This is a genomic window from Ruegeria sp. CDSC002, from assembly GCF_059610905.1.
In genome coordinates, this window is the sequence record NZ_JBXWOM010000013.1 from 1 (window position 1) to 16,267 (window position 16,267).

At 58.1% G+C, this 16,267-nt stretch carries 18 protein-coding genes; 9 read left to right on the forward strand and 9 right to left on the reverse strand.

Features of this window, described 5'->3' with window-relative positions; all coding sequences use genetic code 11:
- On the forward strand, positions 1-546 hold a 546-nt coding region (locus tag AC2FJE_RS19905), incomplete at its 5' end, for a hypothetical protein (RefSeq protein WP_496761383.1).
- Positions 547-625: 79 nt separating this feature from the next.
- On the opposite strand, the gene tyrS is transcribed toward AC2FJE_RS19905, so the two are convergent.
- A complete protein-coding gene (gene tyrS, locus AC2FJE_RS19910) occupies positions 626-1,879 on the reverse strand; it encodes a tyrosine--tRNA ligase (protein WP_496761384.1) in 1,254 nt (417 codons plus the stop codon).
- A gap of 91 nt (positions 1,880-1,970) precedes the next feature.
- The gene (locus AC2FJE_RS19915; protein WP_496754318.1) at positions 1,971-3,239 is read right to left on the reverse strand and encodes an MFS transporter; all 1,269 of its coding nucleotides are present in this window, start codon (positions 3,237-3,239) and stop codon (positions 1,971-1,973) included.
- 208 nt (positions 3,240-3,447) lie between these two features.
- On the opposite strand from AC2FJE_RS19915, the gene AC2FJE_RS19920 reads away from it, so the two are divergent.
- Positions 3,448-4,506 (forward strand): anhydro-N-acetylmuramic acid kinase, encoded by a 1,059-nt coding sequence (locus AC2FJE_RS19920; RefSeq protein WP_432653435.1) that lies wholly within the window; start codon positions 3,448-3,450, stop codon positions 4,504-4,506.
- Between the two features lie 754 nt (positions 4,507-5,260).
- On the opposite strand, the gene AC2FJE_RS19925 is transcribed toward AC2FJE_RS19920, so the two are convergent.
- The gene (locus tag AC2FJE_RS19925) at positions 5,261-6,163 is read right to left on the reverse strand and encodes a fatty acid desaturase (protein WP_496761386.1); all 903 of its coding nucleotides are present in this window, start codon (positions 6,161-6,163) and stop codon (positions 5,261-5,263) included.
- A 3-nt stretch (positions 6,164-6,166) separates the two neighbouring features.
- A complete protein-coding gene (locus tag AC2FJE_RS19930) occupies positions 6,167-6,586 on the reverse strand; it encodes a cupin domain-containing protein (protein WP_496754313.1) in 420 nt (139 codons plus the stop codon).
- Between the two features lie 85 nt (positions 6,587-6,671).
- Between AC2FJE_RS19930 and AC2FJE_RS19935 the strand changes: the two genes are divergently transcribed.
- The gene (locus AC2FJE_RS19935) at positions 6,672-8,090 is read left to right on the forward strand and encodes a protein adenylyltransferase SelO (protein WP_496754310.1); all 1,419 of its coding nucleotides are present in this window, start codon (positions 6,672-6,674) and stop codon (positions 8,088-8,090) included.
- 11 nt (positions 8,091-8,101) lie between these two features.
- On the opposite strand, the gene AC2FJE_RS19940 is transcribed toward AC2FJE_RS19935, so the two are convergent.
- The 3 genes from AC2FJE_RS19940 to AC2FJE_RS19950 all read right to left on the reverse strand — a co-directional run bounded on the left by AC2FJE_RS19940 (position 8,102) and on the right by AC2FJE_RS19950 (position 10,237).
- Positions 8,102-9,073: a cation efflux transmembrane domain-containing protein gene (locus AC2FJE_RS19940; protein ID WP_496754308.1), complete on the reverse strand. Its 972-nt coding sequence runs from the start codon at positions 9,071-9,073 to the stop codon at positions 8,102-8,104.
- A gap of 85 nt (positions 9,074-9,158) precedes the next feature.
- The gene (locus AC2FJE_RS19945; protein WP_496754306.1) at positions 9,159-10,046 is read right to left on the reverse strand and encodes a DMT family transporter; all 888 of its coding nucleotides are present in this window, start codon (positions 10,044-10,046) and stop codon (positions 9,159-9,161) included.
- A gap of 8 nt (positions 10,047-10,054) precedes the next feature.
- Positions 10,055-10,237: a hypothetical protein gene (locus AC2FJE_RS19950; protein WP_496696662.1), complete on the reverse strand. Its 183-nt coding sequence runs from the start codon at positions 10,235-10,237 to the stop codon at positions 10,055-10,057.
- A 14-nt stretch (positions 10,238-10,251) separates the two neighbouring features.
- On the opposite strand from AC2FJE_RS19950, the gene AC2FJE_RS19955 reads away from it, so the two are divergent.
- From AC2FJE_RS19955 to AC2FJE_RS19980, 6 genes are all read left to right on the forward strand, one after another.
- Positions 10,252-10,956: an endonuclease/exonuclease/phosphatase family protein gene (locus AC2FJE_RS19955; protein WP_496696660.1), complete on the forward strand. Its 705-nt coding sequence runs from the start codon at positions 10,252-10,254 to the stop codon at positions 10,954-10,956.
- Positions 10,957-11,027: 71 nt separating this feature from the next.
- Positions 11,028-11,441: a Fur family transcriptional regulator gene (locus AC2FJE_RS19960; RefSeq protein WP_058277587.1), complete on the forward strand. Its 414-nt coding sequence runs from the start codon at positions 11,028-11,030 to the stop codon at positions 11,439-11,441.
- A gap of 136 nt (positions 11,442-11,577) precedes the next feature.
- Entirely contained in the window at positions 11,578-12,459 is an 882-nt protein-coding gene (locus AC2FJE_RS19965) for a DMT family transporter (RefSeq protein ID WP_282151397.1), read from the forward strand.
- A 145-nt stretch (positions 12,460-12,604) separates the two neighbouring features.
- The gene (gene eno / locus AC2FJE_RS19970; protein ID WP_058271864.1) at positions 12,605-13,882 is read left to right on the forward strand and encodes a phosphopyruvate hydratase; all 1,278 of its coding nucleotides are present in this window, start codon (positions 12,605-12,607) and stop codon (positions 13,880-13,882) included.
- Positions 13,883-13,928: 46 nt separating this feature from the next.
- Positions 13,929-14,468 carry a GNAT family N-acetyltransferase gene (locus AC2FJE_RS19975; RefSeq protein WP_496754304.1) on the forward strand — a complete coding sequence of 180 codons (540 nt, stop codon included), beginning with the start codon at positions 13,929-13,931 and terminating at the stop codon, positions 14,466-14,468.
- A 151-nt stretch (positions 14,469-14,619) separates the two neighbouring features.
- Positions 14,620-14,787, forward strand: coding sequence for a hypothetical protein (locus tag AC2FJE_RS19980; RefSeq protein ID WP_186437364.1), 168 nt, complete (start codon positions 14,620-14,622; stop codon positions 14,785-14,787).
- A gap of 48 nt (positions 14,788-14,835) precedes the next feature.
- On the opposite strand, the gene AC2FJE_RS19985 is transcribed toward AC2FJE_RS19980, so the two are convergent.
- Both AC2FJE_RS19985 and AC2FJE_RS19990 read right to left on the reverse strand, forming a co-directional pair.
- Positions 14,836-15,285 carry a GNAT family N-acetyltransferase gene (locus AC2FJE_RS19985; protein WP_058277590.1) on the reverse strand — a complete coding sequence of 150 codons (450 nt, stop codon included), beginning with the start codon at positions 15,283-15,285 and terminating at the stop codon, positions 14,836-14,838.
- A complete protein-coding gene (locus AC2FJE_RS19990) occupies positions 15,282-16,223 on the reverse strand; it encodes a nucleoside hydrolase (protein WP_496754301.1) in 942 nt (313 codons plus the stop codon). Before AC2FJE_RS19990 ends, AC2FJE_RS19985 begins: the two co-directional genes overlap by 4 nt.
- Between the last annotated feature and the right edge of the window lie 44 nt (positions 16,224-16,267).

Below are 16,267 nucleotides of genomic sequence, written 5' to 3' on the forward strand. Positions count from 1 at the left end.
GGCGGAAATGGCGGCGGCAACGGCGGCGGAAATGGCGGCGGCAACGGCGGCGGAAATGGCGGCGGCAACGGCGGCGGAAATGGCGGCGGCAACGGCGGCGGAAATGGCGGCGGCAACGGCGGCGGCAATGGCGGCGGCAACGGCGGCGGAAATGGCGGCGGCAACGGCGGCGGAAATGGCCCCGGCAATGGCAACGGCAATGCCGGCAACCCGGGTAACGGCGGTGGCAACAACGGCGGATCTGGACCCGGAACTGGAAACGGTGGTGGCAATAATGGTCAGGGTGGCGGCTCTGGCAACGGCGGCGGCGGCTCCGGAAACGGTGGTAGCAACGGCGGTGGCCACGGTGGCGGCAACGGAAATGGCGGCAGCAACGGTGGGCCCGGAAACGGGAACGGCAACGCTGGTAACTCCGGTAACGGCGGCGGAAACAACGGCGGATCTGGCCCCGGAACCGGCAACGGCGGCAGCAATAACGGTCAAGGTCACGGCGGCGGTGGTTCTGGCAACGGCGGCAGCAATGGCGGCGGTAAGGAAGAGCGCTAACAACAGGCGTTTTGGCGCCAGCCAAAGGAAAAAGGCCACCCAACTGGGTGGCCTTTGTTTTTCTGAACTATTGAGTGGCCTAGCCTAGCTGAACCAGTGCGTGGCGCTTTTTACCAGCGCTCAACTTGATCGGCGACGACAATGCGCCCGCGTCGATCATCAGCCCGGCATCAGTTAGCGGTGCGTCATCCAGTTTCGCACCGTTTTCTGCGATTAGGCGTTTGGCCTCCTTGCCTGATTTTGCCAGACCCGATTTCACGATGACCTGAACGATGGACATCCCGTCACCCAGTTCATCCGCGCTGAGGGTAAGGGTCGGGAGATCATGCCCAACGCCGCCCTTTTCGAACACTTCCCGCGCCGTGGCTTCGGCATTGGCCGCAGCCTCAATTCCGTGCAGCAGGGTGGTGACCTCGTTGGCAAGGCGGATTTTGGCTTCGTTGATTTCGGACCCCTGCAGCGCGCCAAGGCGCTCACACTCATCTACGGGCAATTCGGTGTAAAGCTTCAGGAAACGGCCAACATCCGCGTCGGTCGTATTTCGCCAGAACTGCCAGAATTCATAAGGCGAGCGCATCTCGGCGTTCAGCCAGACCGCACCGTCCTGCGACTTGCCCATCTTCTTGCCGTCGCTGGTGGTCAGAAGCGGCGAAGTCAGGCCGTAGATCTCATGATCCAGCACCCGACGCGTCAGGTCGATACCGTTGACGATGTTGCCCCACTGATCCGAGCCGCCCATCTGCAGGACGCAGCCGTAACGGCGGTTCAGCTCAAGGAAATCATAGGCCTGCAGGATCATGTAGTTGAACTCAAGGAAGCTCAACGATTGCTCGCGATCCAACCGTGATTTCACCGATTCAAACGCCAGCATCCGGTTGACCGAGAAATGGCGTCCAATATCGCGTAGGAAATCGAGGTAGTTCAGGCCATCAAGCCATTCGGCATTGTTCAGCATCAGCGCCTTGTTTTCGGCATCGCTGTCATAATCGATATAGGCCGAGAACACCTTTTTGATGCCCGCAATGTTTTCGTCGATCTGTTCGGGACCCAGCAGGGGGCGTTCATCCGCGCGGAACGACGGGTCGCCCACCTTGGTGGTGCCGCCGCCCATAAGGGTGATTGGCTGGTGGCCAGTTTTCTGGAACCAGCGCAGCATCATGATCTGAATCAGGCTGCCCACATGCAACGACTTGGCCGTCGCATCAAAGCCGATATAGGCCGGTTTGCACCCACTGATCAGCGCCTCGTCAAGGCCCTGATAATCGGTGCAGTCGGCGAGAAAGCCGCGCTCGATCATCGTGGCGATGAAATCCGATTTGGGGTGGTAGGTCATATCGTGCCCTTTGGGTTTATGTTGCGGGGCACTGTATAGGCGGCGCTTTGGGTAAGGAAAAGGCACCATTTCCAAGAAAACGCGGGCTGTGTCAGCTTTTGACCGGGGGCAGGCGGAAGGCATAGAACATTGCGATTGTGTTCAACACCACAAGGACAACAATCGGCGTGATCGGATCATGCAGATGTGCGACTGCGCCAAGGATCGCAGCAAAAACAATTCCAACGAGGCCAGCGCTGACATCCCCTAGTGCAACCAGGTAGGGGCGCTCTTTTTCGACGCTCATCTGAATGAGATACAGGTAGCGCCCGTAGATCACCCCATTCCCACCCAGCGATAGCAGCAGGATCACCAGCGCGTAGACCCAGACGTTCTGAGCGTAGCCGAGGAACGTAAAGCCAAGCGCCATCAGAGCCGAGGTTGCCGCGATCAGGCATCCCAGCCACATCACAGGTTTGACCGAGACACGATCGCTGAGCCATCCCCACAAAAGCGAACCGATCACCATTCCAAGGCTGGCCCCTATGACAAAATAGCTGAGCGAATGCTTGGTCCCCATATGCAGCGTCGCAGCATGGATTGTGTAGAAGGGCATCGCCAGTTCGACCGATACAAAGATCAGTCGGGCCGAAAGAAACTTGCGATACCAGGGATAGGCCATGCCGGTTTTGAATCCGGTCGCCAACTCGGCCAGGGGCTTGGGTTTTTTCTTCGGCTCCGGCAATGGGGCGCGCTGTTCATCCTCAAGCAGTCGCACTCCTGCAAAGGCAACACCTGCGGCAAACATGGCAATCACGCCGCACCACAGAACGACGATGTGGCGCTGCATCGGTTGGTCCCCGGACAGCAGGTCGCGCGTGATCAGAACGACGATGATGGCCAAAACGCCCGAGATGGTGGCTTGCGCAAACACCATCCGGTTTCGTTTCGCTTCGGGAACGGAGATGCCGTAGATCTGGCTGGTTCCAAGGCTGGTGATCCCCTGGCACAATCCCAGGACCATCGCGGTGGTCAGGAACAGCAGTACGATCATCACACTGGGTAGTTTTGTTGAAAACAGGGCCACCGCCGCCAATACTGCGGCTGTCAACAGGTTCGGTGCGTAAACGGCCAGCTTGGCGCGGGTTGCCCGGTTAATGAAAGGTGCGACAAAGATCTCGGCAACCAGGCGCGATCCGGTGACAAAGGGCAGAAGCATTCCTGCAAAAAACGTTGGCGCGCCCAGAGCCAGATACAGGAAGGGCAGCACCAGATTTGGGTTGATCAACTGCCCTCCGATCGTGGCCAGAGCGCCGGACCAGAAGATCAGAAAATAGTTCCGGCCTTCGGATGGTTGTTTCTGCGAGTATGTGTCTGCCATATGTACCTAAAACTGATTTGTGTTCCTTATACCAAATTGTCGGGAAAAAGCGCGACCCTCGTATGATCTGGCTTGCCTTGGGTTTAGCTGAACGGGCAGGTTAAACAGACTGTACCGATCAACCATGACGGTACCACGGAGTTCGGCAGGAGAGATACGCGTGGGGCGGGCCATCAAACGAACAGGTGCGATCAGGGTTTTGGGCGCGATGTCCGGCACTTCGATGGATGGGGTGGATGCCGCGGTCGTAGAAACGGACGGGCACCGGATTTTGGGATTTGGTCCAAGTGGGTATCGTGCCTACTCCGATGAAGAGCGTGCGGTTCTGCGCGCCGCTTTAGGGCAGTGGCACGGGCCGGACGTGGATGCCGCGGCAGAGCTTGTTACCCTGGCCCATGCCGAGGCGCTGTCTGAATTCGATGAGGTCGACCTGATCGGTGTGCACGGCCAAACTCTTGCGCATGAACCGAGCGGGCGTGGGACGTTGCAGGTGGGCGACGGGAAAGGGCTGGCTCAGGCATTGGGCGTGCCGGTCGTCTGGGATTTCCGCAGCGATGATGTGGCGATGGGCGGCGAAGGCGCTCCGCTGGCGCCCTTCTTTCACTTCGCTTGCGCCAAGTGGATCGAAGCAACCCAACCGCTTTGCTTTTTGAACCTCGGCGGTGTCGGGAACCTGACCTATGTGGACCCCAGTTACGATGGCCCCGAAGCCCCGGGCGCGTTGCTGGCGTTTGACACTGGTCCCGCGAATGCACCGGTCGATGATCTGATGCAGGCGCGTCTGGGCCTGCCGATGGATCGCGACGGAGCTGTCGCGCGCGGCGGAACCGTCGAGATGGGCGCACTCGAGCTGTTTTTGTCTGAGCCTTTTTTCACCCGTATGCCGCCAAAATCACTGGACCGGAACGACTTTTCCGAGATGATCAAACTGGTGCAAGAGCTCAGCGATGCGGACGCAGTTGCCACGCTTACCGGCATGTGTGCAGCAGGCGTGGTGCAGGGGATGGAACACTGCCCCAAACCACCGTCGCGTTTGTTGGTCACCGGGGGCGGTAGACACAACCCGGTATTGATGGAGATGCTGCGCGTCGCGCTGGATTGTCCGGTCGAACCGGTTGAGGCCGTGGGTCTGGACGGCGACATGCTCGAGGCGCAGGCCTTCGCCTATCTGGCGGCACGCGTCGCCCGCAGGCTGCCGACGTCGTGTCCGGGGACGACAGGTGTGAAAGCGCTGGTCGGTGGTGGGGTTGTGAGTTCGGTTGCGTAATGGGGCGGTGGGTTAAAAGTTGATTGCCCGGATTCCGCATTGCGGGCAAAGTGTGAATTCGCTGCGCCAGCCTCAAGGTCTGCATTTAACGTATAACGTCTTGGAGTAACGCGTTTTCTCGGACTCAGAAATGTCCACGTAGTAACTTAAATTACTCGAAGTTTAACGGGTGGATCGCAGTTGCTCCACGTCCGCTTCTGACGATTCAGCAACTCCTACAATTTCAAGTCGCGATAGCAGACTCACGGCAATGTAAATCGCGGCACACATCAAAAGGAAACCCAAGGCATTTGGTTCATAAGCTTCCCTTGCCTCACGATAAACGTTCAGGCCTTTGATGTTTCGAAGAACAGAAAACCCCAAAATCGCAACTCCAAAAAATGTGGGCAACACCAGTAGAAAAAACCGACGAACACGCCACCTACCAGTCAAATAGAGGAGTTTTCCGCAGCCTCCGCACATGTGGAAGTCGGTTTTATTGAGCCCGTGATGGGGATTAGTTGAAGCCATCATACGTGGTGGCTGAGGACGACCACATTTTGGGCACTTAATTCCGATAATCTTTGACCACCAAGTCGGAAGCTCACCAAATCGCGGAGTGCTTACTTTGGGTGGATTGCCAATGTTTCTTGCCAATTGCCTACAACGTGCCTTTTCGCATGATCATCTCAACCTTCGATTAAGAACCGCTTCAACGGCAGTTTATATCTGCTCAGTGGCTCTTTGTACTTCAACAAAGCGGACCTTCAACCAACTAGCTGAATGATTGGTGCTTCACGCTTCTTACATAATTACTTGTAAACTGTGAGTATCCGTCCGAAGTCGACTTCAAATATTCCCGCGTCCAACCGTGCAATGCAGGCAGCTGATGGAAGGGCACATTCGGAAAGGCGTGGTGTTCGGCGTGATAGGGCATGTTCCAGGCCACAAAACGCACGATCCGGTTGGTGAACGTGGTGCGCGAGTTCTCGAGCATGTTGGCGACTGGCGGACACAGGCCGTGTTCCGCCAGTAGATAGAGGCGTAGGAATGGCTGCCCCAGCAGAACGGGTAAGAACCAAAGCCAGAGGAGCAGCGGCGACAGGAACAGGCTTAGGGCTGCGACCGTGTAGAGTATCAACAGCAGACGTGTCTCAGCCCGCATGGCGGTGTGTTGGCGCGCAGGTAGATACGGGGCGTCGATGCGACCAAAGGCGTTTTGGAACAGGACAAGTGCCATGCCTTTCCAATAGGGCCAGCCGGACAGGTAGATCAGCAGGCTCAGCCGGTCCTGCGGTCGTGGCTTGCCGCCAAGCTCGGGGTCTTTCTCCGGGTGGTTCGTCCATTTGTGGTGCGCTAGGTGAAAATATCGAAACCACGTAAAGGGCAGGGCGATTGGAACTGAAACAAGATGTCCGACAGCGTCGTTCAGCCAGCCGGTCTTGAACGGGGTCTTATGGGTGCATTCATGGCTGAGCGTGAACAGAAACACCAACAAGACACCCTGTGGCAGGATCAGGACCGGCCAGAGAGGGACCCGCCACGCGATACCCGCGCTGGTGGCGGACAGTAACACCAGATAGCCCAGAAGATGACGCAGACCTGCTGTGTCCGAGCGCCGTTGTAGCTGATCTTTGGTCTCGGGTGGCAGCGACGCTATGAGGGCGCGGTGATCCATGCATCATCCGCGCGCTATGTCGAACCCTGGCTCGGCCAGTTCGAAACCGTCAAACTGGAACCCGGGCGAAACAGTGCAACTGACCAACGTATAGTCTCCGGTGGTGCGCGCCGCCTGCCAGTGGTTTTCGGGCACGATCAATTGCGGTGCGCCCTTTGAAAGGTCGGGGCCCAGGATGTGATCGGTGGCTGGACCGTCATCCGTAGCGCTCAGCGACAGGATCAGCGGAGCACCAGAGTGGTAGAGCCAGATTTCGGTGGCGTCCACGCGGTGCCAGTGGCTGCTTTCACCAGCGGCCAATAGGAAATAGATGCAGGTCCCGGTGGCGCGGCCTGCGTTATCTGCGCGCCAGGTTTCGCGAAACCAGCCACCCTCGGGGTGTTGTTCCAGTCTCAGGTGGTCGATGATCTCTTGTGCGGTCATGGGGCCTCTTGTCTTTTGCGATGATTATGCACGGGAAGGTGGGATCCGCTATGGTATTCGTGTACGCAAGGAATATGTTTGCCGCATGACCCTGACCATCCCGTTTGATAACAGCTACGCCCGCCTTCCCAACAGCTTTTATGCGCGGCAGGCACCTATACCTGTGCGTGCCCCACGCCTGATCGCATTCAACTCGGAATTGGCGAAGGTATTGAAGGTCACACCGGGGGAAGTAGAGGAGATGGCCGAAGCCTTCGCCGGCAACACGCTGCCCGAAGGCGCAGAGCCGATTGCGCAGCTTTATTCGGGACATCAGTTCGGCAACTATAACCCGCAGCTTGGGGACGGCCGCGCTGTACTGCTGGGCGAAACGATCGGGACAGATGGCCTCCGCCGGGATATCCAGCTCAAAGGGTCCGGTCCAACCCCGTTCAGCCGTCAGGGGGATGGTCGCGCATGGCTGGGACCGGTGTTGCGGGAATACGTGGTGTCCGAGGCAATGCATGCGCTGGGCATCTCGTCGACCCGCGCACTGGCGGCGGTTGAGACCGGCGAGATCGTTCTGCGCGAGGGGCCTATGCCCGGCGCGGTGCTGACCCGCGTGGCGCAAAGTCATCTGAGGGTCGGTACATTTCAGGTTTTTGCAGCGCGCGGACAGCTGGACAGCCTGCGCCGCCTGACAGAATACGCAATAGACCGTCACTACCCGGTTGCGGACGGTCCGATGGGCCTGTTGCGTGCGGTGGTCGAAGCACAATCGCGGCTGATCGCGGCATGGATGAGCGTAGGATTTATCCATGGGGTGATGAACACCGACAATTGCTCAATCGCGGGTGAGACCATCGATTATGGACCCTGCGCTTTCATGGACAGCTATCATCCGAACACGGTCTACAGTTCGATCGACCGGATGGGGCGCTATGCCTATTCCAACCAGCCCGACATCGCCGTTTGGAACGTAGCGCAACTGGCGACGGCATTGATTCAGCAGATGGATGATAAGGAAGCCGCCGTTGAAGAGGCGACCGAGATCGTACACGCCATGCCTGCGCAACTGCAGGAGAACTGGTTGAAGCGGTTCCGCGCTAAGATCGGGTTGATGACCGAGGAAGAGGGCGATCTGGAACTGATCTCGGATCTGCTGACGCGTATGGCGCAGAACCAAGCGGATTTCACCAACATCTTCAGGGCGCTGGGCAGTGATGCCGCACGTGATCAGTTCACCAATCCTGCGGCGTACGACGAATGGTCCGAAGGGTGGAACGCGCGTTTGGGGCGTGAGCAGGACCCATCCACCGTAATGTCCGCCGCAAACCCGGCTTTCATTCCGCGCAATCACCGGGTTGAACAAATGATACAGTCGGCCGTTCAGGGCGATTACGAGCCGTTCCAAAGGCTGAACACTGTTCTGGCGCGACCTTATGAGGATCAGTCCGATGCGGATGATCTGAAACGCCCGCCATCAGAGACCGAAGTTGTCCATGCGACGTTCTGTGGAACCTGAAGTTCTGGCGCTCAGGCCTCATCACGATAGGGATTGACCTCATCCGGCCAACGGCGGGCGTATTGTGAGATCATCAGGTAGACATCCGCCCCGTCGATTGCCCTGCGCGCATCGCGGACCATGCGCAGGTTCAGGATGTCCACCTCTTCGGCGGTGATCGCGCGCAGCGGGTTGTAGTAGACGGTGATCAAAATGGTCCGACCTTGCTTGGTTACGGACATGTCCCGCAATGCGCCACCGTCCTCTGCGATTGCCGGGCGCAAGGCACGACGCGCAGCAGCAAGAAGTTCGGGGCTTGCGGTGGCGTTTGCCAGCTCACCCAACCCACCACGGAAGTCGCGTAGGTATGATCCGATGGCCAGAACGCACAGGAACAATACGATGATCGAGTCGCCGACGGGTGCGATCGCCGATAGGGCCCCATCCCGGAACAGGTAGATTGCCCCAAGGCCAATTGCTGCGGCAGCCGTGAATAGACCATCGAACAGTGCTGCTTTGGATTCCAACCGCAGGATTGCACTGGCCTTCCCGGTCTTCCGCCAAGTGAAATAGTGAAACGCCCACAGCAAAACGCAGGTCAGGCCAATGGCAGCGAAGTAGATGAACATCGGCCCAAATATCAGCGGTTCAGGCATCATGCCGTTGTAGTAGCTGTAGATGTTTTTAGTCGCGTTCGAGATGGCGAACAGCACCAGTCCTAACAGAGACAAAGAGCGGAAGGTGGAAAAGATCGCCTCATCCGCTGCATAGCCAAACGGGCGTCGCTTGTCGGGGCCTGCATCAATCTTCAAACTGATACGGCGGCCAAGGAATGCCGATCCAAAGCCGACCAGCGAATACAGCCCGTCCATCATGATCGCATTGGAGTTCGACAAAATCCCGGCCAGTATACCAGCCGCGCCCATGAAAAGATTGCCGCCCATGGCAATGATAAGAGCGCGCCCCTCAAGCTGCTTTCTGCGTTCTGCATTTGGCGTCGACATCTGGTAACGTCCTGATAGGGCATCAAACTCCGCAACAGATACCCGTTCGAAGGGGATAGGCCAACACCTGCGATGGTGGGTTGTCCTAGTCCCGCACGATTTCAAGCACCGCAGCACTGACAATCAAGATAGCGCCCAACAGCTCGCGCAACCCGAACGGCTCGCCCGAGAACGCGGCGGCCGAGGCCAAGCCGACGACAACCTCGCTCATCAGCAAGATGCCAACGCGGGCAGGGGACAGCTTGGTAGCAGGCCAGATGGTCATGAACACCATGGGTAACGTGTAGAAAGCCGACAGGAGCACAAACTGAAGGGTCCAAAGAAGATCCGCCTGCACAATTGTCGGCAACACAGGTTCGGGCAGGACCGTGAGGCTGACCAGGGAAAGGATCAGCGCGCCTGCGACAAAGGCAAAGACCTGACCCGAGGCTGAGATCGTACTGGTTCGGTACAGCCCCAACGTACCCAGCGCCCAGCACATGCCCGAGGCCAACGCCATCCAGTCGCCGCTGTTTTGGGGCAGCGGGATACCACCCGAGTCGCCCAGCACGACGAATAGACCACCGACACCGCAGGCAAGGCCCGCAAGCCGCCCCAAATTCAGGCGTTCACCCAGAAACACCCGGCCCAGAACCGTGCCCCAGATCGGGGTGAGGTAGAATAACAGGATCGACCGCACCACATCCGTATAGACAAGGCTGATGGAATAAAGACTGAAGGCCGCGCCGGTGAACATACCGCTGAACACCAGATCGCGCCATTGCAGGGCCAGCGTCCCTCTCTCTTTCCAGATAAAGGGAACCAGCCCCAGCAGCGCAACGCTATACATCGCAATACCCGGCCAGGGCCCGGTCAGGCCCAGATCATAGAAAAACCGAACGGGGATCCAATAGAGACCCCACATCATGCCACCGATTACTAGGACAATGCTTGCCCAGGTGCGGTTGTTCGAGAGTGTGTTGCTGGAAACCACTTCAGGCCTCAATTGGACGCGTTCCACGGGGATAGTGTATCGGCACCCTGTTGATCAAGCGCAGCATTCCTGATCGCGCCGCCTGCTAGAATATTGGGCACTTTGGCAGCGCGAAAAGCTCTTATTTGCCACTCCTGCAGAAGACTGGGGTTGCGCCCGGCCACCAGCGTGGCACTTTGGGGTTCGTCCATTTGATCGGAACCTTATGTCGCCTCAATCAACCCTGCGGATTGCAAGCTATAACATCCAGAAATGCGTGGGCTTGGATTTTCGCCGCCAGCCTCAGCGCATAATGCAGGTCATTGAAGGCATGCAGGCTGATATTGTGGTGCTGCAAGAGGCCGACAAAAGGCTGCCGCCGCGACCCGCCGCCTTACCGCATTTCATGTTGGATGAAGCCGGTTGGCAGATTGTTGATCTGGGGGGCGCAGGCAGCTTGGGCTGGCACGGCAACGCGGTCATCTGGCGCGGTGACAAAATTGACGTGCGCACGACCGGTCACCATGATTTGCCCGGGCTGGAACCTCGCGGTGCAGTTCGGGTCGAGTTCGACACCCAGATCGGGCCGCTTCGGGTGATGGGGATGCATCTGGGTCTTTTGCCCGCATCTCGGCGGCAGCAGATTCATCAACTCCGGCGCTGCGATGAGGATCTGGATCAAATGCCTACCGTTTGGGCCGGAGATTTCAACGAGTGGTCGCGCCAGCCGGTGCTCGATCATCTTGCACCCGACATGCGATTTTTGCCCCCGGTTCCCAGTTTCCCCGCTGCACAGCCTCTGGGGGCACTGGATCGGATCGCGCTGGGCGCTGGGCTTGAGGCCGTTGTACATGGCGTCCACAAAGCGCGGCCTGCGCATATCGCATCAGATCACCTGCCGATCTGGGCTGATCTTCGCAAGGTCGCTTAGGCGCAAATCCCCTGTGGCGCCAGCGGCGCAGACGTATTAAGACAGAAACCCGAACTACTCTGAGGGTCACTATGTCCGACACGATCATCGCCCGTTGCGAAGCCAAAGGTCTCCGCATGACGGGTCAGCGCCGCACAATTGCTCAGGTGTTGCAGCAAAGTGATGACCATCCGGATGTAGAAGAGCTGTATGCGCGCGCCTCTAAGGTGGATTCGGGTATCTCGATCGCCACGGTCTATCGCACCGTGAAGCTTTTCGAAGAGGCAGGGATTCTTGAGCGGTTGGAATTCGGTGATGGGCGCGCCCGCTATGAGGATGCCGAGAGGGACCACCACGACCATCTGATCGACATGCAGTCGGGGGAAGTGATCGAATTTGTCGATCCCGAGATCGAGGCCCTGCAGGAAAAGATCGCAGCCAAGCTTGGGTACAAGCTGAAAGGGCATCGGTTGGAACTGTACGGCGTGCCGCTGAAACAGGGCTGATCCATCACGAAACGCGATTGGTTGCCGCACGGCAATTCATGAAACATGTCGCAATATCGCTTGCGGCGTCGCGGATGATACGGTTTTGCTGACTTAAGGTCGCGGAATTTCCCGCGCCATCTCAACGGACACGCGTATGAACAACGTACACGGCATCTTGCTGATCATCGGATCGATGGCGGCCTTCGCACTTGAGGACATGTTCATCAAGCATCTGTCGATCACTGTACCTACGGGTCAGATCATGATCGCTTTGGGTCTGGTCTGCGGGCTGGTGTTCGTACTGATGTCATTGGCCACGCGTAAACGCATCTTTGATCCGGAGGCGTGGAAAGGTCTGCCGCTGGCGCGGGCAGGGACCGAGGCGGTAGGAGCCCTGACCTTTGTTACCGCGCTATCTCTGGTCGAGCTGTCCACCGTTGCTGCCGTCTTTCAGGCGATGCCGCTGGCCGTGACTATGGGGGCGGCACTGTTTTTGGGTGAGCAGGTCGGTTGGCGACGTTGGAGCGCCATCGGAATAGGCTTTATTGGTGTCTTGATGATTATTCGCCCGGGTTTGGAAGGGTTTCAGCCCGAGTCGCTGTTCGTTGTCGCGACCGTAATTGCGATCGCCGCGCGTGATCTGATTACACGCAAACTGGACGTCCGTGTGGCCTCGTCCGTTGTTGCCATGCAGGCCTATATCGCCGTTGCCCTTGCCGGGGTGGTTCTGATGGTGTTTCTGGCTCAGCCAGTTGTTCCACTGCAATCCACGCAAGTTGGTCCGTATCTGGGGGCAATTGGCTTTGGCGTCCTGGGATATTACGGCATCGTGACGGCCATGCGGATCGGTGAGGCCTCGGCCTTGACACCTTTCCGGTACAGCCGGCTCGTGTTTTCCATCGCGGCAGGGATGCTGATGTTTGGCGAACGGCCTGATTTGATGACGGTGGCCGGTGCCGCGTTGATCCTCGGCTCTGGCATGTACACCTTTGTTCGCGAACGCCGGCTGGCGCGTGCAATGGCGGTTGCGGCCTGACGGATCGTCGCACGTTGGCGCAAACAGAGAGGTTTTAGCCCTAAACCTCGGCAAATATACCTGTTAGCGGTAACATGGCCGGTTTACTTTTGGCTCGGTGATGTTATGAGGCATGCAACTAAATGCAGCCACAGGGACGGGCCTCATGAGCACCATCATCGACATCCACGCACGCGAAATCCTGGACAGCCGGGGCAACCCAACCGTCGAAGTGGACGTGATTCTGGAAGACGGCACCATGGGCCGCGCTGCTGTGCCTTCGGGCGCGTCAACCGGTGCGTATGAGGCGGTGGAAAAGCGTGACGGTGACAAATCGCGCTATATGGGCAAAGGCGTGCTTGAAGCTGTCGCCGCTGTGAACGGTGAGATCGCCGAAGAACTGGTCGGCTATGACGCGACCGAGCAGGTCGCCATCGACGGCGCAATGATCGAACTGGACGGGACCGAGAACAAGAGCCGTCTGGGCGCAAACGCCATTCTGGGCGTCTCGCTGGCCACAGCCAAGGCTGCGGCAGATTTCACCACGCAACCTCTATATCGCTACGTCGGCGGTACGTCGGCCCGCGTTTTGCCAGTACCGATGATGAACATCATCAACGGCGGCGAACATGCCGACAACCCGATCGACATTCAGGAATTCATGATCATGCCGACCTCGGCCGCGAATATCCGTGAAGCCGTGCGCATGGGCTCGGAAGTGTTCCACACGCTGAAGAAAGAACTGTCCGCCGCTGGTCTGAACACTGGTATCGGTGACGAAGGTGGGTTTGCCCCGAACATTGCGTCCACCCGCGAGGCATTGGATTTCATCCTGAAGTCCATCGAAAAAGCGGGCTACAAACCGGGCGAGGAAATCCACCTGGCGCTGGATTGTGCCGCAACCGAATACTTCAAAGACGGCAAATACGTGCTGGCGGGCGAGGGGATCTCTCTGAGCTCGGACGAGAACGCGGCATACCTGGCGGCGTTGGTCAATGACTACCCGATCATTTCCATCGAAGATGGCATGTCCGAAGATGACTGGGACGGCTGGAAAGCTCTGACCGACATGATTGGCGACAAGGTGCAGCTGGTGGGCGACGACCTGTTCGTGACCAACCCCGTGCGTCTGGCCGAAGGGATCAAGCGCGGCTGTGCCAACTCGATGCTGGTCAAGGTGAACCAGATCGGATCGCTGACTGAAACACTTCGTGCCGTCGATATGGCGCACCGTGCACGGTATACCAACGTGATGTCGCACCGGTCGGGCGAAACCGAGGATGCGACCATTGCCGATCTGGCGGTTGCGACCAATTGCGGTCAGATCAAAACCGGCTCGCTGGCGCGGTCGGACCGGTTGGCCAAGTACAACCAGCTGATCCGCATCGAGGAATCGCTGGGTGAAGTTGCGGAATACGCAGGCGCGTCGATCCTTCGCAACTGAGGTCAATAATGCTAGACTGATCCTCGTGTTTTTCGAGGATCGTGTTTTGCTTAAAGTTATCGAAGCTGAAACGCCGGACCACTTTGATGAGGTTCGGCGTTTGTGTTGGGAATATCGCGACTTCCTGCTGACGTTGGACGCCAAGTCCGTGCGCGTCGTAAAGACCTTTTATCCCCGCGACGTTTATGCCCGGCTGATGGACGAGATCGAAGTCGAACACGCCCCACCGGGCGGTGGTGTGCGGCTGGTACTAAAGGATGGACATGCCGTCGGGTGCGGAATGTTCCGGACAATCGGGCCGGGCATTGCCGAAATAAAACGGGTGTTTGTAAATGACGCCGCCCGAGGGACGGGGGCAGGGTACGCGGTTATGATGTCCTTGATTGAACAGTGCCGTGAACAGGGGTTTGACTGCATTCGCATGGACACGGGCAAACCATTGGAATCGGCAACGCGTCTATACCTGTCGATGGGCTTCCAACTGCGCGACGCATATTCAGAGATTCCGGAGATCGCGAAAGACACATTATTGTTTTTTGAGATGCCTTTGCCCGGTGCTCAGGCAGAAAACTCGCAAATTGAGTGATTTTTTTTCAAAGTCTTACGCGTTGTTATCGCTTGTAAAAATCAAACTTGTTAGAAATACACCTACATAAATTCAATTTTGTGTGAACTTTTACCTATTTGTCCGATCCCGGTGTCTCGTAATGTGCCTGCATTACAGAAAGGGAAACGACATGACTGGTTCGAAAATCCTTCTCGTAGCTTCAGTGATCAGCACTGTATTTTTGGCGGCCTGTGCAGGGCCTGGCACTTATCCGATCACCGGGGAGGCGGTGTCCGCAAGTGACCCGGTTCTGGGTATGGAAACGCCATCATACATGTACCGCGGTGAAGCCCGGTAGGGCCTTCACGGGGGGACGGGCGGCGACGCCCGTAAGTATCTGACCGATTTAGAGCTTTCGGCTCATCAAGACATAGCGATCGCGCGGTTTGAAGCCGGTGCGCAAGTACAGCTTATGCGCAGCCTCGTTCGTGCGATCGACTTCCAGGTGAAGGGCGGTCAGGCCAGCCTCGGCCAGGGCTTTGGGCAGGTCAAGCAGAACTTCGGTGGCGATGCCACGGCCGCGCACGGCCGGGCGGATGTAGATTTCGTCTATGAATCCGTCCATGCCGCCGAACTCGACCGACCAGCCGAACGTCAAGATGGCATAGCCCAGCGGCGCACGTCCTGGACCGATCAGGTAGACGCAACCGTGGGGAATACCCTCTAGCAAGGGGGTCAGCGCATTGCGGGTCTGGTCCATGTCCTGCGCGATCCCTGCTTCGGTGTGGAACGCGGTCACCAGGCCCATCAGGCGGTCCAGATCTTCGGGGCGCGCGAGGCGAAGTGCGGCGCTCATAGCCGGGCCAGCCGTTCGGTCAGCAAGGCAAAGAAACCGTCAGCGTCGATTTCCCCAATGAACATTGCATTGGGCGGATGGTCTGTCACGCGCCACCAATCAGCGACGGTCATACCCATCGTCAGTTCGGACTTCGTTTCGATCTGGACGTTGATGTGTCGGCCCGAGAACAGCTCCGGCCGGATCAGATAGGCGGTCACGCACGGGTCGTGCAGCGGCGCGCCTTCCGAGCCGTATTTCTCTATATCGAAACGTTCGAAGAAATCCGTCATCTCGGCCACGGCATGACCGACTTTACTGTCGAGGGCGCGAAAGGCGTCATTGCGGTGTTTCGTGACCAGCGCGTCGTGGGTAACGTCCAGTGGCATAACGACGACGTGTACGCCGGATTTGAACACGATATCAGCAGCTTCGGGATCGACATAGATGTTGAATTCTGCCGCTGGGGTGATGTTGCCGACCTCAAAATAGGCCCCGCCCATCAGAACGATTTCCTGGACCCGGTCGACAATGTCAGGCGCTTTTTGAAAGGCGGATGCGATGTTCGTCAACGGGCCAAGCGGGCAAAGTGTGACGGTTCCAGGCTCATGTGCACGCAGGGTGTCGATGATGAAGTCGACCGCGTGCCCGTCAGCCAGCGGCATTTCCGGATCAGGCAGGACGGGACCGTCGAGGCCGGTCTTGCCGTGCACATGTTCTGCGGTGACCAGAGGGCGGTTTAGCGGGCGGTCACACCCGGCATAAACAGGGATATGCGTGTGGCCGGCCAGTTCACAGACGATCCGCGCATTCTTGGCCGTCATTTCCAGCGGTACATTCCCCGCAACGGCGGTAATGCCCAGAACATCAATCTCTTCCGGGCTTGCCAATGCCAGCAAGATGGCGACTGCGTCGTCCTGCCCGGGATCGGTGTCGATGATGATCTTGCGCGGTGCCATGCTTTGCCTCCGGGGTATTGAAGCGCGGACACTCGCAAGTGTCA

Coding starts and splice junctions, on each gene's coding strand:
- tyrS (WP_496761384.1), bottom strand. CDS start 1,879: ATGACCTACCACCCCAAATCGGATTTCATCGCCACGATGATCGAGCGC.
- AC2FJE_RS19915 (WP_496754318.1), bottom strand. CDS start 3,239: ATGGCAGACACATACTCGCAGAAACAACCATCCGAAGGCCGGAACTAT.
- AC2FJE_RS19920 (WP_432653435.1), top strand. CDS start 3,448: ATGTCCGGCACTTCGATGGATGGGGTGGATGCCGCGGTCGTAGAAACG.
- AC2FJE_RS19925 (WP_496761386.1), bottom strand. CDS start 6,163: ATGGATCACCGCGCCCTCATAGCGTCGCTGCCACCCGAGACCAAAGAT.
- AC2FJE_RS19930 (WP_496754313.1), bottom strand. CDS start 6,586: ATGACCGCACAAGAGATCATCGACCACCTGAGACTGGAACAACACCCC.
- AC2FJE_RS19935 (WP_496754310.1), top strand. CDS start 6,672: ATGACCCTGACCATCCCGTTTGATAACAGCTACGCCCGCCTTCCCAAC.
- AC2FJE_RS19940 (WP_496754308.1), bottom strand. CDS start 9,073: ATGTCGACGCCAAATGCAGAACGCAGAAAGCAGCTTGAGGGGCGCGCT.
- AC2FJE_RS19950 (WP_496696662.1), bottom strand. CDS start 10,237: ATGGACGAACCCCAAAGTGCCACGCTGGTGGCCGGGCGCAACCCCAGT.
- AC2FJE_RS19955 (WP_496696660.1), top strand. CDS start 10,252: ATGTCGCCTCAATCAACCCTGCGGATTGCAAGCTATAACATCCAGAAA.
- AC2FJE_RS19960 (WP_058277587.1), top strand. CDS start 11,028: ATGTCCGACACGATCATCGCCCGTTGCGAAGCCAAAGGTCTCCGCATG.
- AC2FJE_RS19965 (WP_282151397.1), top strand. CDS start 11,578: ATGAACAACGTACACGGCATCTTGCTGATCATCGGATCGATGGCGGCC.
- eno (WP_058271864.1), top strand. CDS start 12,605: ATGAGCACCATCATCGACATCCACGCACGCGAAATCCTGGACAGCCGG.
- AC2FJE_RS19980 (WP_186437364.1), top strand. CDS start 14,620: ATGACTGGTTCGAAAATCCTTCTCGTAGCTTCAGTGATCAGCACTGTA.
- AC2FJE_RS19985 (WP_058277590.1), bottom strand. CDS start 15,285: ATGAGCGCCGCACTTCGCCTCGCGCGCCCCGAAGATCTGGACCGCCTG.
- AC2FJE_RS19990 (WP_496754301.1), bottom strand. CDS start 16,223: ATGGCACCGCGCAAGATCATCATCGACACCGATCCCGGGCAGGACGAC.